Genomic DNA, 26,656 nt, shown 5'->3' on the forward strand with positions numbered 1-26,656 from the left:
TCAAGCCTACATGAGAGTCGTACATTGATTTCCCCACTGAAATGGATTGCCGGTACGATGCTGTGTGTTGCATCGGCCTTCACACCCCTGGCCGCATGCGCCCAGGCCGCCGCTCCAGTCAACCCGGCTGCGCCCGATACGCGCAGCGAAGATGACGCTTTCCTGCTGCTGCGCGACGCCGCGCGCAAGGACGACCTGGACAAAGTCGACTTTTACGCCAGTCGCCTCACCAATTACCAGGTGCCGTCCTATGTTGACTATTATCGGCTCAAACCGCGCATCCGGCAGCTGACGGAAGGACAAATTCGCGATTACCTGGCCCGCTACAAGGGCAGCGCGATTGCCGACCGCTTCCGTAACGACTGGCTGCTGGAACTGGGCCGCCAGCGCAACTGGCTGATTTTTGACGAACAATATCCGCAATTTGCGCTCGATGATGATACCCAGCTGAAGTGCTACGCCCTGATGTCGCGCGTGGCCAAGGGCCAGAAAGTGGCGGACGAGGCGCGCAACCTGTTGCTGTCGCCGGCTGGCTATGGCGACGCATGCGGCAGCCTGATCACGGCGCTGGCGCAAAGCGGCCAGTTCGACAGCAATGATTTGTGGGCGCAGCTGCGCCTGGCCGGCCAGAGCAATGCCACCGGCCCGGCACGCCGCGTCGCGCTGCTGCTGGGCGCATCGGACGCAAAAGTGGCGCAGGCAATCGACCTGCCGGCGCTGGTGCTGGCCAAGGGGCCGGGCGACAGCCGGGCCGACCATGAAACCTATCTGGTGGCGATCGGCCGCATGGCCCGCAGCAGCCTGAAACTGGGCGTGGTGGCGCTGCAAAAAAACCTGCCGCAGCTGACGGCGCAGGAACAGGCGATCGGCTGGGCCAATGTGGCCTTGCAGGCGTCGTATTCGCTGTCGCCCGATGCGTATGATTATTGGCAAAAATCGAATGGCGCACCGTTGACCCAGGAGCAGATGCAATGGAAGGCCAGGATTGCCCTGCGCGAAGGCAACTGGCCGCAGGTGAGAGCGACCATCGAGTCGATGCCGGCGTCGCTGCGCCAGGACCCGACCTGGGTCTACTGGCTGGCGCGTGCGCTGCAGGCGGAAACCCCGGGTCGTGCCAATGCCCAGGCCGACAAGTTATACCGCAGCATTAATGACCAGTCGAATTTCTATGGCTTGCTGGCCAATGAAGAGCTGGGCAACCATCTGGTGCTGCCGCCACCGGGCCAGCCGATCAGCCCGGCGGAAATTGCCGCCATGGCTGCCAATCCCGGCCTGCAGCGGGCCCTGAAGTTTTTCAATCTGCGCCTGCGTTTCGAAGGCACGCGCGAATGGAACTGGGAATTGCGCTCGATGACGGACCGCCAGCACCTGGCCGCCGCCGAATTTGCACGCCAGAACAATGTGCTCGACCGCATGGTCAACACCTCGGACCGCACGCGCCTGGAAGTGGACTATACGCAGCGCTACCCGACCCCGCACGACGACGTGATGCATCCGGCCACCAAGAGCCTGGGGCTGGACAAGGCCTGGGTATATGGCCTGATTCGCCAGGAATCGCGCTTTATCATGGATGCCCAGTCGCATGTGGGCGCTTCCGGCCTGATGCAGGTGATGCCGTCGACCGCGCGCTATGTGGCCAAGAAGATCGGCCTGACCGATTTCGTTACGGAAACGCTCAGCGATGTGCGCACGAATGTGATGCTGGGCACCAACTACCTGAACATGGTATTGGGTGGGCTTGATGGCTCGCAAGTGCTGGCCAGCGCCGCTTATAACGCCGGCCCGGGCCGCTTGCGTACCTGGCGCGCCACCATGACGCGTCCACTGGAAGGGGCCGTGTTTGCGGAAATCATCCCCTACACCGAAACCCGCACCTACGTGAAAAACGTGATGTCCAACGCCACGTATTATGCGGCCCTGTTCGAGAAAAGCCCGCAGTCGCTGAAGGCCCGCCTGGGTACGGTCGGGCCGAAGAACAGCGCGATTGCCGCCGATTTGCCTTAATCTAACCAAACCGATAGCCGATCATGCAAACTACCGTCCTCGACCCCAGCCTGACGCAAGCCCTGGCCACCGCCCGCGAGCCGGGCCTGACCCTTATTATCGGCAACAAGAATTACTCGTCCTGGTCGATGCGGCCGTGGGTGGCGCTGACCGCCTTCGGCATTCCATTCCAGGAAGTGCGCGTGCTGCTGGACCAGAAAGATACGTCCAGCAAGATCGCCGAATATTCGGCCTGCGGTCGCGTGCCGGTATTGCTCGCTGGCGAGATCACCATCTGGGACAGCCTGGCCATTTGCGAATACCTGGCTGAACAGTTCCCGGACAAACACCTGTGGCCGCAGGACGTGGCCGCGCGCGCCATGGCGCGCTGTATCTGCGCCGAAATGCATTCGGGCTTTACCGACTTGCGCAACGATATGTCCATGCATATCAAGGCGCATCTGCCTGGCCGTGGCCGCACGCCGGGCGCGCAGGCCGATATCGGCCGCATCAGTGAAATATGGGAAGAGTGCCTGTCGCGCTTTGGCCACCATCAGTTCCTGTTCGGCGATTTTTCGATTGCCGACGCCTATTTCGCGCCCGTCGTGATGCGTTTTCGTACCTATGGCGTATCGCTGGCGCCGGCCCTGAACGCCTATTGCGAGCGGGTGCAGGCGCACCCGGCCGTGGCGCGCTGGGTCACCGAAGCGCTGGCCGAGACGGAAGTGGCGGCCAGGCACGATGCCGATTTGCCGGACTGAAGCGGGGTAGTGCCTGAAATGAAGATTTATACGGTCGGCGGCGCCGTGCGCGACGCCCTGCTGGGCTTGCCGGTCAAGGACCATGACCACGTGGTGGTGGGCGCCACGCCCGAGCAGATGCTGCGCAAAGGGTACCGGCCGGTGGGCAAGGATTTCCCCGTCTTCCTGCATCCGGCCAGCCAGGAGGAATACGCGCTGGCCCGCACCGAGCGCAAGACCGCTCCCGGCTACCGGGGCTTTGTATTCCATGCTGCGCCCGACGTGTCGCTGGAAGAGGACCTGGTGCGGCGCGACCTGACCATCAATGCGATTGCCCGTGATGAAAGCGGTGCGCTGACCGATCCGTTTGGCGGCGTCGACGATATCAAAAACAAGGTGTTTCGCCACGTCTCCGAGGCGTTTGGCGAAGACCCCGTGCGCGTGCTGCGCCTGGCCCGCTTTGCCGCCCGCTTTGGCGATTTTACTGTCGCGCCCGCCACCATGGAGTTGATGCGCAGCATGGTGGCCAACGGCGAAGTGGACGCCCTGGTGGCCGAGCGCGTATGGCAGGAACTGGCCAAGGGCTTGATGGAAGCGCAGCCTTCGCGCATGCTGACGGTGCTGCAGGACTGCGGCGCGCTGGCGCGCATACTGCCGGAACTGACCGTCAACCAGCATTTGCTGCAGGTGATCGATCGGGCGGCAAGTGAAAGTCATGACTTGTGCGTGCGCTTTGCCGTGCTGGTGCTGGCCGTGCCGGTGGCCCGGATCAATGCACTGAGCGAGCGCCTGCGCGTGCCGAACGACTGCCGCGAGCTGGCGGTGATGGCGGCGCGCGAACAAGCCGCCATCGACAATGCGCTGGCCTTGACGGCCGAAGAGCTGGTGCGTCTGTGCGAGCGCTGCGACGGCTTGCGCAAGCCGCAGCGCTTTGTGCAGATGCTGCAGGCGGTCGAATGCGATGCCCGCATGCGCCAGGCCCGCGATTTCCCGCAGTCCGCCTGGCTGCAAGCAATGCTGGCGGCCGTGCGCGGCGTCGATGCGGGCGCGCTGGCGCAAGCTTGCGCGCAGGAACCCAAACGCATACCGGCCGTGATCCATGCGGCGCGGGTCGATGCCGTGACGAATGTGATCAGCAGCCAGGAAATACCATGACCCTGCCGAAATTGTTCCAGAATCCGTTTCGCCGCTGGCTCAGCAAAAACAGCGGTGCGCGTCCGGCGGTGCTGGTCAAGCAGTTGCACGAGCGTGACCGGCGCCGGATGATGAAGCATTTCTTGTCGCTGGAAAAGAGCGACCGCCTGCTGCGCTTCGGCAGCGCCTTGCCCGACGAGCTGGTGGCGCAATACGTGCAGAAGATGGATTTCTCGCGTGACATGGTCTACGGCGTCTACAACAGCAGTTTCAAGCTGGTCGGCGTAGGCCACCTGGCGTTTGCGCCGAAAGACAAGTCGCCTGCCAAAAGCGTGGTGACGACCAAGGAGCAGGTAGCCGAGTTCGGTGTGTCGGTGTCGCAATCGATGCGCGGCATGGGCGTGGGCTCGAAATTGTTCGAGCGGGCGGCGATTCACTGCCGCAACAACGATGTCGATACTTTGTATATGCATTGTTTATCGTCCAACAAGACGATGATGCATATCGCCAGGAAGGCGGGCATGGAAATCCAGCGCGAATACGGCGAAGCGGACGCCTACCTGAAACTGTTGCCGCCAAACCCGGGCAGCATGCTGCAGGAAGCGGTGCAGGAGCAGTTCGCCATGTTCGACTACACCTTCAAGGCCAATGCACGCGCTGCCTCCAAGCTGTGGGACAGCCTGCCGGGGCGCAAGAAAAAGCCCCGGAATCCGCCATTACAATAAGGGCAGGGCGGTGGTGTCCTTGATGCGCTGCAAGGCAAAACTCGATTTCACGTCCAGCACGGCCGGATGGCGCAGCAGGGTCGCCATCATGAAGCGCGAAAAATGTTCCATGTCTTCCACGTGCACGCGCAGCAGATAATCCATTTCGCCCGTCATCGCATAGCAGGCCACCACTTCCGGCCATTGCGACACGGCCACGGCAAAGTCGGCCCGTGGCGAGGTCGTCGTCACCAGGTTGGGCGCCAATACGCGTGCCGTGCTGTGGGCGTGGGCCGAGGCATCGCTGTGCTTTTCCAGCCGCACATTGACATAGGCCAGCAGGCCCAGGCCGATCTTTTCCGGGTCCAGCAGGGCCACGTACTGGCGGATCACGCCCGCTTCCTCCAGCCGTTTGACCCGCCGCAAACACGGCGATGGTGACAGGCTGACCTGTTCGGCCACATCCTGGTTGGACAGCCGGCCGTCGGCCTGCAGCACCGAGAGGATCTTGCGGTCGGTTTTATCCAGCGTAATTTTGCTCATGCGTACCTCCGGGGGACTTGTTTCACGCAATATTATTGCGCAAATCACGGTTGTTCGGGAGATCTTTGGCATTTAATGCCGGCCGCCCCCGCCTATACTGTGCCCTACTTCTAGGAGGAGACATCATGCAATTTCAACCTTGGGATAACCCGATGGGTACCGATGGTTTCGAGTTCGTCGAGTATGCAGCACCAGACCCAAAAGCATTGGGCGAGCTGTTCGAGAACATGGGCTTCACGGCCATCGCGCGCCACCGCCACAAGGACGTCACCCTGTACCGCCAGGGCGACATCAATTTTATTATCAACGCGGAGCAGGATTCGTTCGCGCAACGCTTCGCCCGCCATCACGGCCCGTCCGTGTGCGCCATCGCGATTCGCGTCGATGATGCCGCCTTTGTCTATCGCCGCGCACTGGAACTGGGCGCCTGGGGCTTTGACAACAAGACCGGCCCGATGGAACTCAATATTCCTGCCATCAAGGGCGTCGGCGATTCGCTGCTGTACTTTGTCGACCGCTGGCGCGGCAAGGGCGCAAACAAAGAGGGCGCCCCTGCGCCGGGCGGCATCGGCGACATCAGCATCTATGACGTCGATTTCGTCGCCATTCCCGGCGCGGTTGCCAATCCGATAGGCCATGGCCTGACCTATATCGATCACCTGACGCACAATGTGCACCGTGGCCGCATGAAGGAATGGGCCGGTTTCTATGAAAACCTGTTCAACTTCCGCGAAGTGCGCTATTTCGATATCGCCGGCAAGCACACGGGACTGAAGTCGAAAGCCATGACCTCGCCGTGCGGCAAGATCCGCATCCCGATCAATGAATCGTCGGACGACAAGTCGCAGATCGCCGAGTACCTGGACCAGTATCACGGCGAAGGCATCCAGCATATTGCGCTCGGCACCGACGATATCTATGGCTCGGTGCAAGGCATGCGCGACACCGGCATCGATTTCCAGGACACCATCGAAACCTACTATGAACTGGTCAACCGCCGCCTGCCGAACCACGGCGAGCAGCTCGAAGAACTGCGCCGCCTGCGTATTCTGATCGATGGCCACAGCACGGAAACCGAACGCGAACTGCTGCTGCAGATCTTCACGCAGACGGTGATCGGCCCGATTTTCTTCGAGATCATCCAGCGCAAGGGTGACCAGGGCTTCGGCGAAGGCAACTTCCGCGCGCTGTTCGAATCGATCGAGCTGGACCAGATCAGGCGCGGCGTCCTGAAGGACACCAGCGTCGCTTGAATAATAAAAAAGCAATAAAAAGTACCCGCGCGGGAGTGCAGTGCAGCAAAAGAACTGTGCGCATTCCTGTGGTAGTCTACGACAAACAAATCATTTTTCCGCACCGTCGCGCTTACAAGGCATGGCGGTACGTGCGAGTTCAACCGAGTTCGCACGCGTAGCACAGAGAATAATGGAGACAAGCAATGAATGCACCAATCAAGGGCTCGAATCTTGAGCCGGGCGCGCACGCGTCCGATATTTCCCTCGACGACAAATACACGCTACAGCGCGGCCGCGCCTTCATGACCGGCACCCAGGCGTTGATACGCCTGCCGATGATGCAGCGCGAACGCGACCTGAAAGCGGGCCTGAACACGGCCGGCTACATCACCGGCTACCGTGGCTCGCCCGTTACCTCGGTCGACATGACGGCCGTGAAAGCCAAAAAATACCTCGACGAACACCACGTCAAATTCCACCCTGGCCTGAACGAAGACCTGGCGGCCACGGCCGTATGGGGTACGCAGCAGACCAATCTGTTCAAAGACGCCAAATACGACGGCGTGTTCGGCATGTGGTATGGCAAGGGTCCCGGCGTGGACCGCTGTGGCGACGTCTTCAAGCACGCCAACAATGCCGGTACCGCGAAGCACGGCGGTGTGCTGGTGCTGGCCGGCGACGACCATGCGGCCAAGTCCTCGTCGACGGCACACCAGTCCGACCATATCCTGAACGCCTGCGGCATTCCCGTACTGTACCCATCGTCGGTGCAGGAATATATCGACTACGGCCTGCACGCCTGGGCCATGAGCCGCTACACGGGCCTGTGGGTGTCGATGAAATGCGTGACCGACATTATCGAGTCGGGCGCGGCCGTTGATTTCGATCCGGACCGCGTGCAGATCGTGTTGCCTACCGACTTTGAAATGCCGGCCGGTGGCCTGAACATCCGCTGGCCAGACACCGTGCTGGAGCAGGAAGTGCGGATGAACAGCTACAAATGGTATGCCGCACTGGCCTATGCGCGCGCCAACAAGCTCAACAAAATTATCTGGGACAGCCCGAAAGCGCGTATCGGCATCATTACCGCCGGCAAGTCTTATCTGGATACGCGCCAGGCGCTGGCCGACCTCGGCATCGACGAGCAGACCGCCTCCGATATCGGCATTCGCCTGTACAAGATCGGCATGACCTGGCCGCTGGAAGCGGACGGCGTGCATGAATTTGCCAAGGGCCTCGACGAGATCCTGGTAGTGGAAGAGAAACGCCAGATCCTCGAATATGCGCTCAAGGAAGAACTGTACAACCTGAAGGATGGCGAGCGCCCGCGCGTGGTCGGCAAGTTCGACGACACGGGCGAATGGAGCAACCAGAAGGGTACGGGCCACGGCGACTGGCTGCTGCCGGCCACCTATGAGCTGAACCCGGCCATGATTGCGCGCGCGATCGCCAGCCGCATTTCGCGCTACTACGCCGGCCATCCGGTCGAGCAGCGCGTCAAGCAACGCATCGCCTACCTGGAAGCGAAAGAAAACGTCCTCAAGGCCATCAGCGTAAAACCCGATCCGCAAAAAGACCGCACGCCTTTCTTCTGCTCGGGCTGCCCGCACAACAGTTCGACCAAGGTACCGGAAGGCTCGCGCGCGCTGGCCGGCATCGGCTGCCACTATATGGTGCTGTGGATGGATCGCGAAACCTCGACCTTTACCCATATGGGCGCCGAAGGCGTGACGTGGGTGGGCCAGGCGCCGTTCACCAATGAACAGCACGTATTTACCAATCTCGGTGACGGCACTTACTTCCACTCGGGGATACTGGCGATCCGCGCGGCAGTGTCGGCCAAGGTGAATATCACCTATAAAATCCTGTTCAACGACGCGGTGGCGATGACGGGCGGCCAGGAATTCGACGGGCCATTATCGCCGGCCATTATTTCGCGCCAGATCGCGGCCGAAGGCGTGGGTCCGATTATCGTCGTTACCGACGAGCCTGAAAAATACCCGTCCGACTATGCCTGGGCCGAGGGTGTCACTGTGCGTCACCGTTCCGAGCTGATGGACGTGCAGCGCGAGCTGCGCGACATGCCCGGCGTATCGGCCATGATCTACGACCAGACCTGCGCGTCGGAAAAACGCCGCCGCCGCAAACGCAATGAATACCCGGACCCGGCCAAGCGCGCCTTGATCAACGAAGCCGTCTGCGAAGGCTGCGGCGACTGTTCCGTGCAATCGAACTGCCTGTCGGTGGAACCGCTGGAAACCGAACTGGGGCGCAAGCGCCAGATCAACCAGTCGTCCTGCAACAAGGATTTTTCCTGCACCACGGGTTTTTGCCCCAGCTTCGTGACGGTCGAAGGTGGCAGCCTGAAAAAGCCGAAAAAGGCAGCTGCCGCCGACAAGGGCGGCCCTGAAGTGCCGGCCTTGCCGACACCGTTGATACCGTCGACGGCCGAACCGTTCGGCATCCTGGTCACCGGCATCGGCGGTACCGGCGTGGTGACCGTCGGCCAGATCCTGGCGATGGCGGCCCACGTCGAAGGCAAGGGCTGTTCCGTGCTCGACATGAGCGGCCTGGCACAAAAAGGCGGCCCGGTGATGTCGCACGTGCGCCTGGCAGACCGCCAGGAAGATATCCATTCGACACGCGTCGGTACCGGCGCGGCCGACCTGGTGATCGGCTGCGACCTGATTGTCACGGCCAGCCGCGACGCCTTGTCGCGCATGGGAGAAGGGCGCAGCTGGGCCATGATCAACTCGACCAGCTCGTCGACGGCGGCCTTCGTGAAAAACCCGGACTGGCAGTTCCCGGGCGCTTCGGCGCGCATGGAAATCGAAAAAGCCTGCGGCAAGGACCATGTGGACTTTATCGACGCGGGCCAGATCGCCACGGCGCTGATGGGCGACTCGATCGCCACCAATATGTTTATGCTGGGCTACGCCTGGCAAAAAGGCAAAGTGCCACTGAGCGAAGCGGCGATCATGAAGGCGATCGACCTGAACAATGTGTCGGTGGCCTTCAACAAGGCAGCTTTCAACTGGGGCCGTGCGGGCGCCCATGACACGGCCAGCCTGCAGCGCATGACGGCGCCGGCCAAGGTGGTGGAATTCAAGCGCATCGACACGCTCGACGACATCATCGACAAGCGCGTGGCCTTGCTGACGGCCTACCAGGACCGCGCCTATGCACAGCAGTACCTCGACTTCGTTGGCAAGGTGCGCGCCGCCGAAGCTGCCCTGAACGGCCCGCAGCTGCGTTTGACGGAAGCGGTGGCCCGTTATTTCTACAAGCTGATGGCCTACAAGGACGAGTATGAAGTGGCGCGGCTGTACACGGACGGCGCTTTCCAGGCCAGGATTGCCGCCATGTTCGAAGGCGACATCAAGCTCAAGTTCCACCTGGCGCCGCCCATCATGGCGAAAACCGATGCCCAAGGACACCTGGTGAAAAAGGAATTCGGCCCCTGGATGATGAAGGCATTCGGCTTGCTGGCAAAAATGAAGGGCTTGCGTGGCGGGCCGTTCGATATCTTTGGTCGCACAGCCGAGCGCAAGATGGAGCGCGCGCTGATCGACGAATACCGGCGCACGGTGGGTGGCCTGCTGCCCAAGCTGACGACAGCAAAGCTGGCGCAGGCTGTGGCGATTGCCAGTATTCCGGAAGATATCCGCGGCTATGGCCATGTGAAGGAGCGGCACCTGGTGGCGGCAAAAGAAAAGGAAGCCAGCCTGCTGACCGCCTTCAATAGCAGCCCGATCCTGGTACCGGCGGCAGCGCCAGTGGCGCCACTGCTGCCGGCCACGGTGGCGTAAGGAAATAATGAGCTGATGAATGGCGCCTGCGGGCGCCATTTTTACATGTTTATTTCAGTATTGTAATGTGCAACTATTTGCTGAAAAGGTTTATAATCTTTAAATAGTTTCTTCATGGAAAAATAATTGTGAAAACCTTGCGTGATGTTTCTTTGCTGGCCCTTCCCCTGTTTTTGTTGCTCAGTGCCTGTGGTGGCGGAGGAGGTGGTGGCAGCCCGGCTGTCAGCGAAACACCGACAACGCCGACGCCACCGGCCAGCGGCGTCACGCCCACCATTGTTGCCTCGAACACCGTGCAGAACCTGTGCGAAAAGCCGCGCAGCGGCAATGCCACGGACCGCCAGGGTACCTTGCTCAATGAGCTGACCTGGGTGCGCAGCTGGATCGATGAAAGCTATCTCTGGTACAAGGAAGTACCGACCACCTATCTGCCGCAAAATTTCAGCACGCCGATTGCCTATTTCAACGTGCTGAAAACCTCGGCCGTGACGGCCTCGGGCAAGCCCAAGGACCAGTTCCATTTCACCTACACCACGGCAGAATGGGAAGCTTCGCTCAAGGGTGTCGAGCTTGGCTACGGCATGCTGCTGGCGCTGACGCAGACCACGCCACCACGCAAGGCGGTAATTACCATTGTCGAGCCGGGTTCGCCGGCGGCGTTGGCTGGCCTGCAGCGCGGCGATGTGCTGCAAACCGTCGATGGCATCGATTTCGTCAACGCGGGCGACCAGGCCAGCGTCACTACCCTCAATGCAGCGCTGTTTCCGTCGGCCCAGGGCACCCATACGGTGAGTTTCAGCCGTAACGGCGTGGCCGTCAGCGCCACCTTGCAGGCGATCGAAGTCAATACCAGCGCCGTGCAGAACGAGCGCATCATCGATACGCCTACCGGCAAGGTCGGCTACCTGACCTTCAATACGCATAACAATGTGGCCGAGCGCCAGCTGGTCGACACCATGCGCCGCTTCCAGGCGGCCGGCATCAGCGACCTGGTGCTCGACGTGCGCTACAACGGCGGCGGCCTGCTCGATATTGCCAGCGAACTGGCCTACATGATCGCCGGCCCGCAAACGACCAGCGGCAAGACCTTCGAGCAGATTATTGCCAATGACAAGACGCGGCGCGAAGCGCCAGTGGGTTTCCTTGCGCAAAGCCAGGGCTTCGCCGCCGCCAATCCGGTGGCCAAGGGTACGGCGCTGCCTTACTTGGGCCTCAAGCGCGTCACTCTGCTGACCACCGGCAATACCTGCTCGGCCAGCGAATCGATCATCAACGGCTTGCGCGGCGTCGATGTCGAGGTGAATCTGATCGGCGGCACTACCTGCGGCAAGCCCTACGGTTTCTATCCGCAGCCGAACTGCGGCACCACCTATTTTGCGGTGCAGTTCCAAGGCGTGAATGCCAAGGGCTTTGGCGACTATGCCGACGGCATGGCGCCCACCTGCGCCGTGGCCGACGACTACCAGCACGCGCTCGGCGACAGCAATGAAGGCATGCTGGCGGCCGCCTTGCAATACCGCAGTACAGGCCGATGCACCCTGGCCACCGGCATGAGCCGCCTGCTCAGTACGGTGGAAAGTTCGGAGACGGTAGCCACCCGCCTGCTGCGCCCGCAATACAAGGAAATCGCCATCCGCCGCCAGCCTTGACGGCATGGGTGGATCTTTGCTTATAACAATATTGGTATAAGGAAAGAAGAAAGCATTCGTTCTGTGAAGACTGGCATTTTGATATCGTGCGAGGTTTCTTACCTCCAAGATATTTAGCAATGCACAAAGTTCACAAGTTACACCCGCTGGCACTGGCCGTATTGGCCGTGCTGGGCGGTACCACATCGCAGGCGTACGCACAAACGCAAGCGCCCGCAGCGGAAAACCAGCCGGCGTCCACCCCGCCGGCTGTCGTCGTCACCGGTTCGCGCATCCCGCGCGCCAGCCTGGAGGGCCCTTCGTCGGTGACCATCCTGACTGGCGACGAGATCACCAAGCAGGGTTATAAAAACGTTTTCGATGCGCTCAACAACCAGGTGCAGAACAGCGGTTTTACCCAGGGCGAAGACTATGGCAATACCTTTACGCCATCGGCCAATACTATCAGCCTGCGCGGCCTGGGCCCGAACCATACGCTGATTTTGCTGAACGGGCGCCGCCTGGCCGATTTTCCGATCGCTTATGACGGCGCCGTCAATTTCACCAACCTGGCCAATATTCCCTCGAGCATCGTTGACCGTATCGAGATCCTGAACGGCGGCGCGTCCGCCATCTATGGCTCGGACGCGATCGCCGGCGTGGTCAACGTAATCCTGAAAAAACAGGCCGAAGGCTTCGATATCAACGTCAAGGCCGGCGGCACCTCGCGCGGCGGCGCGGCCAGCCAGCGTGTGCAGCTGACGGGCGGCGGCAACTTCGACAAGCTCCATACCCTGTTCAGCCTGGAACTGAGCGAGCGCGACCCTTTGTCGAGCATGGACCGCGATTTCATGTCCAGCCGTTCGGGCACGCCCACCATCGTCGCCTCGCGCCGCACCTTGCAGCCCGGCACGTCCGGTACTTATGTCGACTTGGGCAATACCTGCAATGACTTTGGCGACATGTATGGCGGCAGCGTCATCAAGTACACGGCAAAAAACGGCAGCTATTGCGCCAGCCCGAAAACCCGGCCCACCTACTGGACCACGCAAACCAAAAACAGCAGCCAGAACGTGTTCGGCAGCGCCAATTACGAGCTTGACGCCGACACCACCCTGTTTGCCGACTTCTTGCTTGGCAAGAACAAGACCGTCAACAATACGCGCGGCCCGTCGTGGACCTCGGCCTCGCTGAACGGCGGTTCGTTTTTGAACCAGAACACGGGTGGCTACGAAGAGTGGTCGCGCTATATATCGCCCGAGGAAATCGGTGGCGTGCAGCGCTACAACCGCAGCTGGGACGACCTGGCCACCGCCGTGTCCCTGGGCGCCAAGGGCCGCATACCCGGCACCAGCACGTGGCAGTATGAAGCGAACTACAACGCCTCGATCTACAAGAGCGAAGGCCACACGCCGCGCATGCGCGCCAATATCGACAGCTTTTTCCTGGGCCCCAGACTGGGCACTGACGCCAATGGCGTGGCGATCTACGCGCCAGACCCGGCACGCTTGTCGCGCCGCCTGACGCCGGAACAATTCAACGGCATCACCGACTACACCAATAGCGACGACAAAGCCTGGACCAATACCCTCAGCCTGGCCACCAATGGCGACCTGTTCCAGATGCCGGCCGGCACGGCCAAGATCGCCACGATCGCCGAGGTGGGCAAGCAGGGTTTCCGCAACGCGCCCGACTCGCGTATCAACCAAGGCTATTTCAACCTGGCCAACGGTGCCGATGTCACGGCCGGCACCCGCTCGCGCACCGCGTTGGGCGCCGAACTGAATCTGCCGCTGCATGAAAAGCTGACCGGCACGCTGGCCGGCCGCTATGACCGCTACAGCTTTGCCGGCCGCAAGGAAGGCAAGTTCACCTACAACGGCGGGCTGGAACTGCGCCCGTCGCCCGAGCTGCTGTTTCGCGCCAACTACGCCACCAGCTTCCGCGCACCGGACATGAACTATATCTACCAGGCGCGGGGCACCGGCTACTATGCGAGCACCACCGACTACTACCGCTGCGGCGCCACCGGCCAGGCTATCGAGACCTGCGAGTTCGCCAACAAGTCGCCCGGTGCCGACTATGTGCAGAACGGCAGCCGCGACCTGCAGTCGGAAAAAGGCAAGTCCTTCGGCATCGGCGCCGTCTGGTCGCCGAGCGCGAATTTCGATGTGTCGGTCGATTACTGGAACATCAAGATCGATGACCTGGTAACCAACCTCAGCGACGACAAGCTGCTGCGCGACGAAGCCGATTGCCGGCTGGGCAAGACGGACATCAATTCGCCGACCTGCATCGATACCCTGGGACGCATCGAGCGCTACCCGGCCACGGCCCTGAACAAGGCCGGCGAGATCAAGACCATCACCGTCAACCCGATCAACGCCGCCAGGCAAAGCAGCAGCGGCATCGACGTCAGCCTCAAGTACCTGCTGCGCACCACGAATTATGGCCGCTTCGCCTTCAAGGCCAATTACGCCAGGGTGCTGAGCAAGAAGTCGCAGCAGTTCGTGGGCGACGAAGAGATTGACGAAACCAAATCGCTGACGAATATGGACTGGCCCGACAAGCTGAACCTGAGCGTCAACTGGGGTGCGGGCGACTGGTCGAACACCTTGCTGGTCAGCCGCTACGGCAAGGTGCCCAATTCCGCCGGTACCGGCTACCTGACGCCGACGGCGCTGGCCAATATCAGCAGCGTCTACCGCATCAACGACCGCGCCAGCGTGTCGGTAATCGTCAACAATGTGTTTGACAAGATCAAGCGCGACAGCAGCGGCGGCTGGCCGTACTACCCGATCGGTAACTACAGCCCGGTCGGACGCCAGGGCTGGATCGAATTCAATTACCACTTCGGTAGCTGATTTCGGGGTCAGACCCGTCGGGTCTGACCCCAGCCTTTACGTAGTTGGGTGAATAAAAAAGCTGAGGCCGCACAGGAAATGACACTCTATAATTGCCCGCTTCCCATCTGCCGTTGGAGCCTTGCCCATGCTACGCCACGCCCTGCTGTCCGCCGCCTTGTTGTCCACCTTTGCCCTGCCTGTCCACGCCACCACGCCCTTGAGCACCATCGCCGAACGCTCGGGTTTTTTGAACACCGGCCGCTACGCCGAAGTGGAAACCTTGTGCAAACAGTTCCAGGCCCGCTATCCGAAGCAGGTGCGCTGCTTCGAATTTGGCCGCACGCCCGAGGGCCGGCCCATGCTGGCGCTGGCGGTGTCGAACACAGGCGCCTTGAGCGCGCAGGAGGCGGCGCGCCGCAAGCTGCCGGTGCTGCTGGTGCAGGGTGGCATCCATGCCGGTGAAATCGATGGCAAGGATGCGGGGTTCCTGGCGCTGCGCGAAATCCTCGATGGCAAGGCAGCGCCCGGCGCGCTCGACAAACAGGTGCTGCTGTTCGTGCCAGTATTTAATATCGACGGCCACGAGCGCTTTGGCCAGTGGAACCGCCCGAACCAGCGCGGCCCGGTGGAAATGGGCTGGCGCAGCACGGCGCAAAACTACAATCTGAACCGCGACTACATGAAGGCCGACGCGCCCGAAATGCAGCAGATGCTGGCGCTGGTGAACGCCTGGGACCCGTTGGCCTATGTCGACCTGCACGTCACCGATGGCGCCAAGTTCGAACCCGATATCTCGATCCAGGTCGAACCCGTGCACACGGGCGATGTGGCACTGCGCCAGGCGGGGACTGCCTTGCGCGACGGCGTGCTGGCCGACCTGGCAAAACAGGGCTCGGACCCGAAACCGTTTTATATCTCGTTTGCCGAAGAAGACAATCCGCAATCGGGCTTTGTCGACGGCGCGCCGAACCCGCGTTTTTCGCACGGCTACTTCCAGCTGCGCAACCGCTTCGGCGTGCTGGTGGAAACCCATTCGTGGAAGGACTACCCGACCCGCGTGCGCATCACGCGCAACACCATCGTCTCGCTGCTGGAGCAAGTGGCGCAGCACGGCGCCGCCTGGCGCGACACCGCGCTGGCGGCCGACGCGCGTGCGCAGCAACTTGCCGGCGCCAGCGTGCCGCTCAGCTATAAAACCACCGACAAAAGCCGCATGATCGACTTTCGCGGCTACGCCTACACGCGCACGCCGTCCGACATTTCCGGGGCCCTGATGACGCGCTATGACGAGACCACGCCGCAGCTGTGGACGGTGCCGCTGCGCGACGAGATTGTGCCCGACTTGCAGGTGACGGCGCCAAAGGCCGGCTATCTGGTGCCGGCCTTTCATGCCGCCATGGTGGCGGACAAGCTGCGCCAGCATGGCGTGCAGTACCAGGTGCTGCGCACGGCGCTGGCCAACCAGGCAGTCGAAACCTTCCGCGCCAGCAGCGTGAAATTCGGCGCGCAATCGTTCGAAGGCCGGCAGACGGCGCAGGTGACGGGCGAATGGACAGTTGAAGCGCGCACCATCGGCGCCGGCGCCCTGTATGTGCCGGTGAACCAGCCCAAGGCACGCCTGGTGCTGGCCCTGCTGGAGCCGCGCGCGCCCGATTCGCTGCAGGCCTGGGGCAGTTTCAACACGGCCTACGAAGCGAAAGAATACATGGAAGACTATGTGGCCGAAGACGTGGCCCGCGCCCAGCTGGCGGCCGACCCGGCGCTGGCGGCACAGTTCCGCCAGAAGCTGGCCGCCGACCCGGCCTTTGCGAGCAACCCGAAAGCGCGGCTGGCGTTTTTCGCGCGCCGCCATGCCTCGTGGGATGAGCGGTTGAACTTGTATCCGGTCATGCGCGTCAATGTGGCGCCGGCGCTGAAATAAGCGCTGTGCGCGATGTCCTTGCTTGAAAATGCTATTGTGCCTGCTTTCCCGACAAGCGGGCTTCCATGGAGCGCCAGCGCATGCTGCACATTACACCGAAAAAAATCCTGATCCTCAGCGTGTCGGCCGGCGCCGGCCATATGCGCGCGGCGCAGGCCATCGAAGCCTATGCCGCGCAGGATAATGGCCAGGGGCCGCGCGCCATCGCCAGCCATCTCGATGTGATGGAGTTCGTCACGCCCGCATTTCGCAAGATGTACACGGATTTTTATATCAAGCTGGTCAACAAGGCGCCTGCGCTGTGGGGCTATCTGTACCACGCCACCAATGATGCGCCGAAAGACAGCACCATGCAGCGTTTGCGGCGTGGTGTCGAGCGCCTCAACACGCGCGCCCTGATGGCAAAGATCGCCGCCTTTGCGCCCGACGCCATCGTCTGCACCCACTTCCTGCCGGCCGAACTGCTGTCGCGCGCCTTGCGCGAACACCAGCTGGCCTGCCCGGTATGGGTGCAGGTGACTGACTTCGACCTGCACCGCATGTGGGTGCATGATCATATGCAGGGCTATTTTGCCGCCACCGACGAAGTGGCGTTCCGCATGCGCCACGAAGGCATTGCGGCCGAGCGCATCCATGTGACGGGCATCCCCGTCATGCCGGCCTTTGCCAAGGCGCTGGACCGCACGCAGTGTGCGCAGGCATTCGGACTGGACCCTGCCCGCAAAACCATTTTGCTGATGGGCGGCGGTGCTGGCCTCGGCAGCCTCGACACGATCGCTGCGCGCCTGCTGGCGCTGGCGGGCGACTTCCAGCTGATCGTTTTGGCCGGGAAAAACGCGGCGGCGCTGGCGGCGCTGCAAAAGCTGGCCGCGCAATACCCTGGCCGCCTGCTGGCGCAGGGCTTTACCAGCGAAGTGGAACGGCTGATGGCCTGCGCCGACCTGGTGATCACCAAGCCGGGCGGCCTGACGACGTCCGAATGCCTGGCGCTGGGCCTGCCGATGATCGTCAATTCGCCGATTCCCGGCCAGGAAGAGCGCAATGCCGACTATCTGCTGGAACAGGGCGTGGCCCTTAAAGCCTTCGATGGCGTGACCCTGGAATACCGCGTGCGCCATCTGCTGGACCACCCTGAACAGCTGCAATCGATGCACGAAAAAGCGCTGGCACTGGGCCGTCCGGGCGCTGCGATCGACGTCCTGGGGCAAGTGCTGGGAACGCAGGCATGAAGAGCACCGTGGTCAAACCGTGGCAGATCGCGTTGACCGTGGCCTGGGTCTGCTTGCTGGGTCTGTTTTTCGCACAGGTGGAGATCCAGATCGAAGGCGCGGCCGGCTGGGCCGCCAACCTGCCCACCTGGCGCATCGAACACCACTGGCTGCTCGATATCTTCTGGGGCGGCCGGCCGATGACGGGCTATCACGCCTGGGTATTTCCGTTTGTGGCGCTGTTCTTTCATTTTCCGCTGCTATTCCTGGCGCAATGGTCTTGGCGCCTGGAAGCGCGCGCCATCGGCTGCATCATGCTGTTCTGGGTGGTCGAAGACTATCTGTGGTTTGTCATGAACCCCGCCTACGGCGTGGCGCATTTCAGCCCGGCGCATATCGCCTGGCACAAGCACTGGCTGTGGTTTGCACCGACCGATTACTGGGTCTCGCTGCTGGTGGCCAGCGTGCTGCTGTTCTTTTCATACAGGAGAAAATCATGAACTCGATTCCCGCGATGCTGCTGGCGCTGTCGTTCGGCCTGATGATGATGCCGGCCGGCGCACAGGCGCCCGACTCGCCCGCGCGCAACCCCGACTGGGCCACGCCGATGCCGCATGTGTCGAACCTGCACCAGGTCACGCCGGTGCTGTACCGCAGCGCCATGCTGGACCGGGCCGACGTGAAGCAGCTGCAGGCGCTGGGGGTGAAAACCGTGATCAGCCTGCGCTCGTTTCATTCGGATACCGAAGTGTTGAAGGACAGCGGCATCCGCACCGTGCGCATTCCCATCAATACCTGGGCCATCCGCGACCGCCACGTGATCGAAGCCATGCGCAGCATCCGCGCTGCCGAACAGGATGGCCCGGTGCTGCTGCATTGCCTGCACGGCGCCGACCGTACCGGCATGATGACGGCCATGTACCGCATGCTGTACCAGGCCTGGCCGCGCGAAAAGGCCATCGACGAACTGAAAAACGGCGGTTATGGCTATCACGCGGTGTGGAGAAATATAGAAAAATACCTCAAGCGCGTTGACGTGGAAGCCATCCGCGCACAGATCGAACAGGATAAACCATGAAGACCTTGCTGCTCCTGCTGGCCGCCTGCTGCCCTCTGGCCAGCCTGGCCGCGCCTGCTGTCAACCTGGTCGATATCAGCAAACCCGGTGCGCCCGGCAAGACCTTTGCCGCCAGCACCACCGTGCCGGCCAGTGTCGCAACGGTGTGTGCAGCGATCCAGGATTTTGCCGGCTACCCGCAGTTCATGCCGAATGTGGACAAGATCAAGGTCGCTCCCGCCGGCGGCGGCGCCTCGCTGATTGACGTCACCTTGAAGCTGCCGATGGGGAAAATCAAGCAGTACCGCCTGAAGATGACGCCGAAAGTCACCGATGCTTCCTGCCAGCTGGCCTGGAAACTGGTGCCGATGGAAGGCGTGAAAACCGAGGATACCATCGCGGACACCAGCGGCTACTGGCAGTTGTCGCCCGACCCGCAGCTTGCGCAAGGCACCACCATCAAATACCAGGTGTACACCGATCCCGGTCCGGTACCGATGGGGCTGGGCTGGATCGTTGACAGCATGAGCCGCGACAGCATCCCGAAAATGTTCGATGCGCTGCGCGCACGCGTGGCCGTAAAAAAATAGCGGCGGGCCTGGCCTTCGGCTCGGTTACGCCGGAGGCAAGTTCAGGCATGATTGCGCTTCCAGTCACGTTTTACCGGAATTCGCATGGAACACCACAGCTTTTTACTCAATATCCTGTTTTACCTGGTCGCCGCCATCGTTATGGTGCCGCTGGCCAAGCGCCTGGGCATGGGCGCCGTGCTGGGCTACCTGGTGGCCGGCGTCGCCATCGGGCCGTGGGGCTTTGGCCTGATCAACAATGTCGACGTGATCCTCAGTTTTTCCGAGTTCGGCGTGGTGCTGCTGATGTTCCTGATCGGGCTGGAGCTGGAGCCAAAACGGCTCTGGCTGCTGCGCCGGCCCATCTTCGGCTGGGGCGGGGCGCAGGTGGTGGTGGTCAGCGCGGGCCTGTGCGCCGGCGCCATGGCGTTTGGCGTGGACTGGCGCACGGCGCTGGTGGGGGCTTTGGGCTTGTCGCTGTCGTCGACCGCGATCGTGCTGGCCACTTTGGGCGAACGCAAGCTGATGTCGACGCCGGCCGGCTCGGCCGGCTTTTCCATTTTGCTGTTCCAGGATATTGCCGCCATCCCGATGATCGCGCTGGTACCGCTGCTTGGCGGCCTGGCCACCCACAGCGATGTGCCGGGCTGGCTGCGCGTGCTGAAACTGGTGGCCGTGCTGGCCGCCCTGGTGGTGGCAGGCCGCTTCCTGGTCAACCCGATCCTGCGTTTCATCGCCAGGACGGAATTGCGCGAAATTTTCACCGCTTTTGCGCTGATGCTGGTGATCGCCATCTGCGTGCTGATGGAATCGGTGGGCCTGTCGATGGCGCTGGGAACCTTTGTCGCCGGCGTGCTGCTGGCCGATTCGCAATACCGGCATGAACTGATCAGCGACCTCGAACCGTTCAAGGGGCTGCTGCTGGGCCTTTTCTTCATTGCGGTCGGCATGTCGGTCGACTTTGGCGTGCTGCGCGCCCAGCCGCTGCTGATCCTGGCGCTGGTGGCGGGCCTGCTGGTGATCAAGATTGCGCTGCTGTATGGCCTGTCCAGACTGTTCGATATCCCGCGCGGCCAGCAACTGTTCTTTGCGCTGCTGCTGTCACAAGGGGGCGAATTCGCCTTCGTGGTGTTCGCCACCGCGCTGGCCGCGCACGTGTTCACGCCCGAAACCTCTGCCTTGCTGGTGGTGGTGGTCACCTTGTCGATGGTGGCCACGCCCTTGCTGCTGCTGTTGCACGACAAGCTGGTGGCGCCGCGCCTGCGCAGCGATAAAAAACGCCGTCCCGACGACACCATGGAAGCGCAGGACAATCCCATCATGATCGCCGGCTTCGGCCGCTTCGGCCAGATCATCGGCCGCCTGCTGGCTGCCAACAAGATCGGCGTGACGGTGCTCGATCACGACCCGGACCAGATCGACCTGCTGCGCAAGTTCGGCTTCAAGGTGTTTTATGGCGACGCCACGCGGGTCGACCTGCTGGTGGCGGCCGGGATTGAAAAGGCGAAAGCGCTGGTGATCGCCATCGATGATGTCGACGACAGCCTGGCGCTGGTCGACGCCGTGCGTTTGCGCCTGCCGCACCTGACCATCCTGGCGCGTGCGCGCAACGTTACGCATTACTATGAATTGATGAACCGGGGCGTGACCCTGATCGAGCGCGAGACGTTTGCCGCCGCACTGCTGCTGGGCGAGCAGACCTTGCGCCAGGCCGGCTTCAGCGCCGAGCGTGCCGGGCGCGCGGCCGCCATCTTCCGCACGCATAACCTGAAGACCCTGCTCGACGTGGCGCCGCACTTCCAGGACCAGCAAAAAGTGATGTCACTCACGCGCAAGGCGCGCGAGGAACTGGAAGACATGTTCGAGAGCGATGCCGTGGCTTTCGCAGCTGCGGAAGCGGAAATTCCGGGGTCAGACCCCCGCTAGCGTTAGCTCAAGCCTCTGAGTTAGCGGCATTGAGGGTCTGACCCCAGCAGTCAAGTCGTTGGGTTTTTTATTTCCCGCGCTTGCTCTCGATCGCCTCGATGCGGTCCATGATGCTGTTCATGCGCGCCACCAGCGCCTGGTAGGGTTTCGGCGTGGCCAGGTCGACTCCGGCCGCTTTCACCAGCTCATACGGATAGGCCGAGCCACCGGAACCGAGCATCTTCAGGTAGGCCTGCAGCGCGCCCGGCTCCTTGGCCAGGATGCGCTGTGCAAAGTCCTGCGCCGCCGCGATCGAGGTGGCGTACTGGAACACATAGAAGCCGTTGTAGAAGTGCGGCACATAGGCCCATTCCAGCGCGTAGGCCGGATCGATCTTCATCACGCCCTGTGCTTCGCCGTGGTAGCGCTTGAGGATGTCGGCATAGATGGCCGTCATCTGTTCGCCCGTCAGCGACTCGCCCTTGTCGACCTTGCCGTGGATGGCCGCCTCGAATTCGGCGAACATGGCCTGGCGGAAGAAGGTGCCGCGCAGGCCTTCCAGCGCCGCGCCCAGGTACAGCAGGCGCTCGTCGTCATCCTTCGCCACGCTCAGCTGATGTTCGAGCAGCAGCGCCTCATTGGTGGTCGAGGCGATTTCCGCCACAAAAATGCTGTACGGCGCGTAGATCGACGGCTGCGCCTTGTTGGCCAGCACCGAGTGCATGGCGTGGCCCCATTCGTGGGTCAGGGTGCTGACGGCTTCGTAGTTGTCGGTGTAATTGAGCAGCACGAAGGGGTGCACGTCATACGCTTCGCCATTCATGTAGGCGCCGGCCGCCTTGCGCGGGCGCGGGTACACGTCCATCCAGCGCGCGTTGGCCGCCGCCGTCAGGGCGTTGACATAGTCCGGTCCCAGCGGTGCGACCGAGGCCAGCATCATGCGCTTGCCTTCGGCCAGCGGGAAGGTGCGCTCGCTTTTCATCAGCGGCGCATAGATGTCGTAATAGGCCAGGTCGGTCACGCCCAGCATGCGCGCGCGCAGCTTGAAGTAGCGGTGCAGGGTAGGCAGGTTGGCATTGGTTTGCGCGATCAGGGTCTGGTAGACGGCCGGCGGCAGGTTGTCCGAGTCGAGTGCGGCGCTTTGCGAATCGGCATAGTGGCGCACTTTCGCATAGGCGGCGTCAGTCTTCAGCTGGCCGTACAGGGTTTCGCCAAAGGTGCGCTCGTAGTCTTTCCACTTGCCGAAAAAGGTGTCGAATACCAGCTTGCGGTCGTCGCGGTTGTCGTCGCCGCGATACTTCGTGTAGGCTGCCTGGTCGAGCCGCACTTGCTTGCCGTTTGACAGCTTGACGGTCGGCCACGGCACTTCCGAATTGGCCAGGGTACGGTAGACGCTGGCAGCCGAGCGGGTCGCCAGGCCGAACTGCGCCAGCAATTGTTCGCCCGCGCCGTCGAGCGTGTGCGGCGCATTGCGCAGCATGCTGGTCAACTGGAAGCGGTACAGCTGCAAGCCCTTGTCTTTTGCCAGCAGGGCGTCGATGCGTTTGCTGCCCAGCGCCAGGATATCTGGCTGGATAAACGTGGTGGCCTGCGCAAAGCCGTTGCCCAGCAGGGCGGCGCGCTGGTTCAGCTGATTGCCCTTGCTGTCGCCCGTATCCTGGTCGTAGTACTGCGACGCGTACGAAGTCAGGCGGCCTACCCGCTTGCGCGCCTCGGCATACAGGTCCAGGCAGGATTTCAGGCGGGCCGCCGAAGCGCCCAGCTGGCCGCGGCAAGCAGCCAGCTGCTTCAATTGCGCATCGAGCTGCGTGGCATCGGCGTTGAAGGCGGCATCGTCCTGGTACAGAGCGCTCAGGTCCCAGCGGTCGGCGACGGTATCGGCCTGCGCGATGGCGGGGGCGGCGGAAAAAGCGGTGGCGAGGGCGAAACTGAGGGCCAGCAGGGTCAGGGCGGGGCGTTTGAAGGTCGTCATACTATCCATTCCATATCCGGGTTCAAGGGGGCGGCATGCAGCGCGCCCACTTTACAGCAAGATGGCGCAGCGGAGCAGCGCAGTAGCAGCCTGCCCCGGCGCCGGCATGGCTTACTTTTTGCCCAGCAGGTCGAGCAGGATGGACGTTTCCGCCGTGATCGCCGCCTTGATGGTGGGCTGGTACTCGGGCGCCCATTGCGGCGAGTGCGGCCCGGCCAATGGCTTGCCGCTGGCCTTGGCCGCTGCCAGCCTGGCCGGTTCCACTGCGCCTATATGCAGCAGCACGGCTTTGGCACCGGCCTGGCCATAGTTGGCAAAGTCTTCCGAGGTCATCTTGGCCGGCATTTCCACCACCTGCGCCGCGCCCAGCGATTTTTGCAAGGTGCCCACCATGCGCATGGTCAGCTCCGGGTCGTTGTATACGGCGTCCGTGCCCGGGCGCACTTCCACCAGGGGTTCCTTCGGCGCGCCGGCGGCAAACGCTTCGCCCTTGACTTCGCGCGCGATGCTGGCCAGTACGCGCTTGCGCACGGCGTCCTTGAAGGTGCGCACGGTCAGCTGCATGGTCACCTGGTCGGGCACGATATTGGCCTGCGTGCCGCCATGGATGCTGCCGACGGTAATGACTACCGGGTCCATCGGATTGTTTTCGCGCGAAACCAGGGTTTGCAGCGCCAGCACGATGCGCGCAGCCATCACCACCGGGTCGCGCGTGTCGTGCGGCGCTGCGCCGTGGCCGCCCTGGCCATACACGGTGATGCTGATGGTGTCGGCGGCGGCGCGGAAGTAGCCGGCGTGGTAGCCCACGGTGCCCGATGGCAGGGTCGCTTCGTCATGGAAGGACAGCGCATAGTCCGGTTTCGGGAAGCGCGTAAACAAGCCGTCCTTCAGCATGGCGGCCGCGCCCAGCAGCGGTTCCTCGGCCGGCTGGCCGACCAGCATCAGGGTGCCGCTCCAGTGCTTGCGGTTATCCGCCATCAGCTTGGCGCTGCCATACCAGGCCGACATATGGACATCGTGGCCGCAGGCATGCATGACGGGCACGGTGTCGCCGGCGGTGTTTTTGGTGACCACGCTGCTGGCAAACGGCAGGCCGGTTTTTTCCAGCACGGGCAGGGCGTCGATCTCGGTGCGCAGCATCACCACCGGGCCGTGACCGTTGCGCAGAATGGCGACTACGCCGGTGCCGCCGACGCCGGTGGTGACCTCGAAGCCCAGCGCTTTTACTTTTTCTGCCAGTTTTTTGGCCGTTTCCACTTCCTGGAACGCCAGTTCCGGGTTGCGGTGCAGGTCCAGGTACAGCGCCTCGACGGCAGGCGTGTTGGCGTTGAGCTGGGCGGCGATGGCCGGCGGCAGGGCTGCGGCATGGCTCGCGCCGTTGGCGAGGAGGGTGGTGGCGAGGGCGATTTTTGTGATCTGTAATGCGCGAAATTTCATAGGTTTCTTTTGAATTGAGGGCGCGGCGCGCCGGCTGTTGCTGAGGTAGTTTTTTAACTTAACAGAAACATTTCTCAAAATCAATAAATTAGCTGAATTTATTTCAATAATGTATAATCTGTAATATAAAAAATTCCATATGGAATTAAATATATCCACGAAGCACTAATTCAGAGAAAAAACATGATGAGTTTTATCGCAAATATCAAGATCGGCAAACGCCTGGGCATCGGCTTTGTCCTGATCCTGGCCATGACGGTCGTGATTGCCACCGTCGGCGTATGGCGCCTCCAGGAAGTGGCCACCTCGACGCGCGCCATGATGGCCGAACCGCTGACCAAGGAACGCCTGATTACCGACTGGTATGGCTTGAACTTCGCGTCGATCCGCCGCACTGCCGCCATCGTCAAGAGCAGCGACCCGGCACTGGGACCGTACTTCAAGGAAGACTCGGCCGCCTCCGTCAAGCGCGCCGCCGAACTGCTCAAGCAGATCGAACCTTTGATTTCGGGCGAGCAGGAAAAAGCGCTGTTCGCGAAAATCCTCGAACAGCGCAAGCTGTACAGCGCCTCGCGCGACGGCGCCGTCAAGGCCAAGGCCGACGGCGACGTCGAGGGTGCGGCAAAAATCCTCGACAGCGCGTTTACGCCGGCGGCCAAGGTCTACCAGGACTTGCTGCAGGAACTGGTAACCATGCAGCGCACCAGCATTGACACCACCGCCAGGCAGATCGACGCCGCAGCCGTGCATGACACCAATGTCATCATCATGCTGACCCTGTTCGCACTGGTGTTTGGCGCCTTGTGTTCATGGCTGCTGACCACCGGCATCACGCGCCCCCTGCGCCAGGCGCTGGCGCTGGCCGAAACCGTGGCCGCCGGCGACCTGACGCACAGCGTCGCCACCACCGCAAAAGATGAAATGGGCGCGCTGCTGACGGCGCTGGGCAATATGAACAACAATCTGGTGGACATCGTCAGCCAGGTGAGGAGCGGCACCGACAGCATCGCCACCGCCTCGAGCGAGATCGCGGCCGGCAACCTGGACTTGTCGTCGCGCACCGAGCAGCAGGCAGGCTCGCTGGAAGAGACCGCTTCGTCGATGGAAGAGCTGACCGGCACCGTCAAGCAGAACGCCGACAATGCGCGCCAGGCCAACCAGCTGGCCATCACGGCGGCCGGCATCGCCAGCCGTGGCGGTTCGGTGGTGGCCGAAGTGGTGGCCACCATGGGCGCGATCAACGAGTCGTCGCGCAAGATCGTCGACATCATCAGCGTTATCGACGGCATCGCTTTTCAAACCAATATTCTGGCGCTGAACGCGGCGGTGGAAGCGGCGCGCGCCGGCGAGCAGGGCCGCGGCTTTGCGGTGGTGGCGTCTGAAGTGCGCAACCTGGCACAGCGGTCCAGCCAGGCGGCCAAGGAAATCAAGGGCCTGATCGACGACTCGGTCAGCAAGGTTGGCGTGGGCGCCAGGCTGGTCGACCAGGCCGGCGCAACGATGGAAGAGGTGGTCTCCAGCGTCAAGCGCGTGACCGACATCATCGGCGAAATCTCCAGCGCCAGCACCGAGCAGACGCATGGCATCGAGCAGGTCAACCAGGCGATTGCGCAAATGGATCATGTGACCCAGCAAAATGCGGCCCTGGTGGAAGAAGCGGCCGCGGCCGCCGGTTCGCTGCAGGACCAGGCCACCGGCCTGGCGCAGGTGGTCAGCGTGTTCAAGTTGCGCGAACAGGCGGGCCTGCTGCGCCGTCCGGCAGCGGCCACCACGGCACGCGCGGCCGCGCCGGCAGCCCGTGTGGCCGCCCGCAGCACGGCGGTATCGCCAAAAAAATTGCCAGCGGCTAAAGCGCTGGCAAATGACGACTGGGAAGAGTTTTAAGGCAATCAGCATGGCGTCATCGCAAGGATGGCGCCATGCATGATGTTATCTGGCCAGCCAGATAACGCTCTACAAGGCGGC

General features: G+C 62.2%; 18 protein-coding genes. 15 read left to right on the forward strand and 3 right to left on the reverse strand.

What is annotated here, in order from left to right; genetic code table 11:
• Positions 1-57 precede the first annotated feature (57 nt).
• Genes ACQ4WM_RS09225 through ACQ4WM_RS09240 form a run of 4 tightly spaced genes read left to right on the forward strand, consistent with a single transcriptional unit; the run spans position 58 to position 4,582 of the window.
• Positions 58-2,004, forward strand: coding sequence for a lytic transglycosylase domain-containing protein (locus ACQ4WM_RS09225; protein WP_436546407.1), 1,947 nt, complete (start codon positions 58-60; stop codon positions 2,002-2,004).
• 23 nt (positions 2,005-2,027) lie between these two features.
• Positions 2,028-2,744 (forward strand): glutathione S-transferase family protein, encoded by a 717-nt coding sequence (locus ACQ4WM_RS09230; protein WP_436546408.1) that lies wholly within the window; start codon positions 2,028-2,030, stop codon positions 2,742-2,744.
• A gap of 18 nt (positions 2,745-2,762) precedes the next feature.
• A complete protein-coding gene (locus tag ACQ4WM_RS09235) occupies positions 2,763-3,878 on the forward strand; it encodes a tRNA nucleotidyltransferase/poly(A) polymerase-related protein (protein WP_436546409.1) in 1,116 nt (371 codons plus the stop codon).
• Complete coding sequence (locus tag ACQ4WM_RS09240) at positions 3,875-4,582, forward strand: GNAT family N-acetyltransferase (protein ID WP_436546410.1); 708 nt, start codon at positions 3,875-3,877, stop codon at positions 4,580-4,582. The genes ACQ4WM_RS09235 and ACQ4WM_RS09240 overlap by 4 nt, the downstream gene beginning before the upstream one ends.
• Here the strand turns inward: ACQ4WM_RS09240 and ACQ4WM_RS09245 are convergent.
• The gene (locus ACQ4WM_RS09245; protein ID WP_436546411.1) at positions 4,574-5,104 is read right to left on the reverse strand and encodes an Lrp/AsnC family transcriptional regulator; all 531 of its coding nucleotides are present in this window, start codon (positions 5,102-5,104) and stop codon (positions 4,574-4,576) included. The two genes, ACQ4WM_RS09240 and ACQ4WM_RS09245, sit on opposite strands and share 9 nt — an antisense overlap.
• A gap of 125 nt (positions 5,105-5,229) precedes the next feature.
• On the opposite strand from ACQ4WM_RS09245, the gene hppD reads away from it, so the two are divergent.
• The 10 genes from hppD to kefC all read left to right on the forward strand — a co-directional run bounded on the left by hppD (position 5,230) and on the right by kefC (position 21,303).
• Complete coding sequence (hppD, locus tag ACQ4WM_RS09250; protein ID WP_436546412.1) at positions 5,230-6,357, forward strand: 4-hydroxyphenylpyruvate dioxygenase; 1,128 nt, start codon at positions 5,230-5,232, stop codon at positions 6,355-6,357.
• Between the two features lie 185 nt (positions 6,358-6,542).
• The gene (locus tag ACQ4WM_RS09255) at positions 6,543-10,148 is read left to right on the forward strand and encodes an indolepyruvate ferredoxin oxidoreductase family protein (RefSeq protein ID WP_436546413.1); all 3,606 of its coding nucleotides are present in this window, start codon (positions 6,543-6,545) and stop codon (positions 10,146-10,148) included.
• Positions 10,149-10,276: 128 nt separating this feature from the next.
• A complete protein-coding gene (locus tag ACQ4WM_RS09260) occupies positions 10,277-11,797 on the forward strand; it encodes a S41 family peptidase (RefSeq protein WP_436546414.1) in 1,521 nt (506 codons plus the stop codon).
• A 119-nt stretch (positions 11,798-11,916) separates the two neighbouring features.
• Positions 11,917-14,640 carry a TonB-dependent receptor plug domain-containing protein gene (locus tag ACQ4WM_RS09265; RefSeq protein ID WP_436546415.1) on the forward strand — a complete coding sequence of 908 codons (2,724 nt, stop codon included), beginning with the start codon at positions 11,917-11,919 and terminating at the stop codon, positions 14,638-14,640.
• 127 nt (positions 14,641-14,767) lie between these two features.
• On the forward strand, positions 14,768-16,543 hold the full coding sequence (locus ACQ4WM_RS09270) for a M14 family metallopeptidase (protein ID WP_436546416.1): 1,776 nt from the start codon (positions 14,768-14,770) through the stop codon (positions 16,541-16,543).
• 80 nt (positions 16,544-16,623) lie between these two features.
• Positions 16,624-17,772: an MGDG synthase family glycosyltransferase gene (locus ACQ4WM_RS09275; protein WP_436546417.1), complete on the forward strand. Its 1,149-nt coding sequence runs from the start codon at positions 16,624-16,626 to the stop codon at positions 17,770-17,772.
• The gene (locus tag ACQ4WM_RS09280; protein WP_436546418.1) at positions 17,769-18,251 is read left to right on the forward strand and encodes a hypothetical protein; all 483 of its coding nucleotides are present in this window, start codon (positions 17,769-17,771) and stop codon (positions 18,249-18,251) included. Before ACQ4WM_RS09275 ends, ACQ4WM_RS09280 begins: the two co-directional genes overlap by 4 nt.
• Entirely contained in the window at positions 18,248-18,829 is a 582-nt protein-coding gene (locus ACQ4WM_RS09285) for a dual specificity protein phosphatase family protein (protein WP_436546419.1), read from the forward strand. Before ACQ4WM_RS09280 ends, ACQ4WM_RS09285 begins: the two co-directional genes overlap by 4 nt.
• Positions 18,826-19,398 (forward strand): SRPBCC family protein, encoded by a 573-nt coding sequence (locus ACQ4WM_RS09290; protein WP_436546420.1) that lies wholly within the window; start codon positions 18,826-18,828, stop codon positions 19,396-19,398. The genes ACQ4WM_RS09285 and ACQ4WM_RS09290 overlap by 4 nt, the downstream gene beginning before the upstream one ends.
• Before the next feature lie 84 nt (positions 19,399-19,482).
• Entirely contained in the window at positions 19,483-21,303 is a 1,821-nt protein-coding gene (gene kefC, locus ACQ4WM_RS09295; RefSeq protein ID WP_436546421.1) for a glutathione-regulated potassium-efflux system protein KefC, read from the forward strand.
• 67 nt (positions 21,304-21,370) lie between these two features.
• Here the strand turns inward: kefC and pepF are convergent, their stop codons facing one another.
• Positions 21,371-23,254, reverse strand: a complete 1,884-nt coding sequence (gene pepF, locus ACQ4WM_RS09300; RefSeq protein ID WP_436546422.1) for an oligoendopeptidase F — start codon at positions 23,252-23,254, stop codon at positions 21,371-21,373.
• Between the two features lie 111 nt (positions 23,255-23,365).
• Entirely contained in the window at positions 23,366-24,691 is a 1,326-nt protein-coding gene (locus ACQ4WM_RS09305; protein WP_436546423.1) for an amidohydrolase, read from the reverse strand.
• 186 nt (positions 24,692-24,877) lie between these two features.
• Between ACQ4WM_RS09305 and ACQ4WM_RS09310 the strand changes: the two genes are divergently transcribed.
• Complete coding sequence (locus tag ACQ4WM_RS09310) at positions 24,878-26,575, forward strand: methyl-accepting chemotaxis protein (RefSeq protein WP_436546669.1); 1,698 nt, start codon at positions 24,878-24,880, stop codon at positions 26,573-26,575.
• Positions 26,576-26,656: the final 81 nt, after the last annotated feature.

Origin of the sequence: Janthinobacterium longum (assembly GCF_051380735.1) — a bacterium.
GTDB lineage: Bacteria > Pseudomonadota > Gammaproteobacteria > Burkholderiales > Burkholderiaceae_D > Janthinobacterium.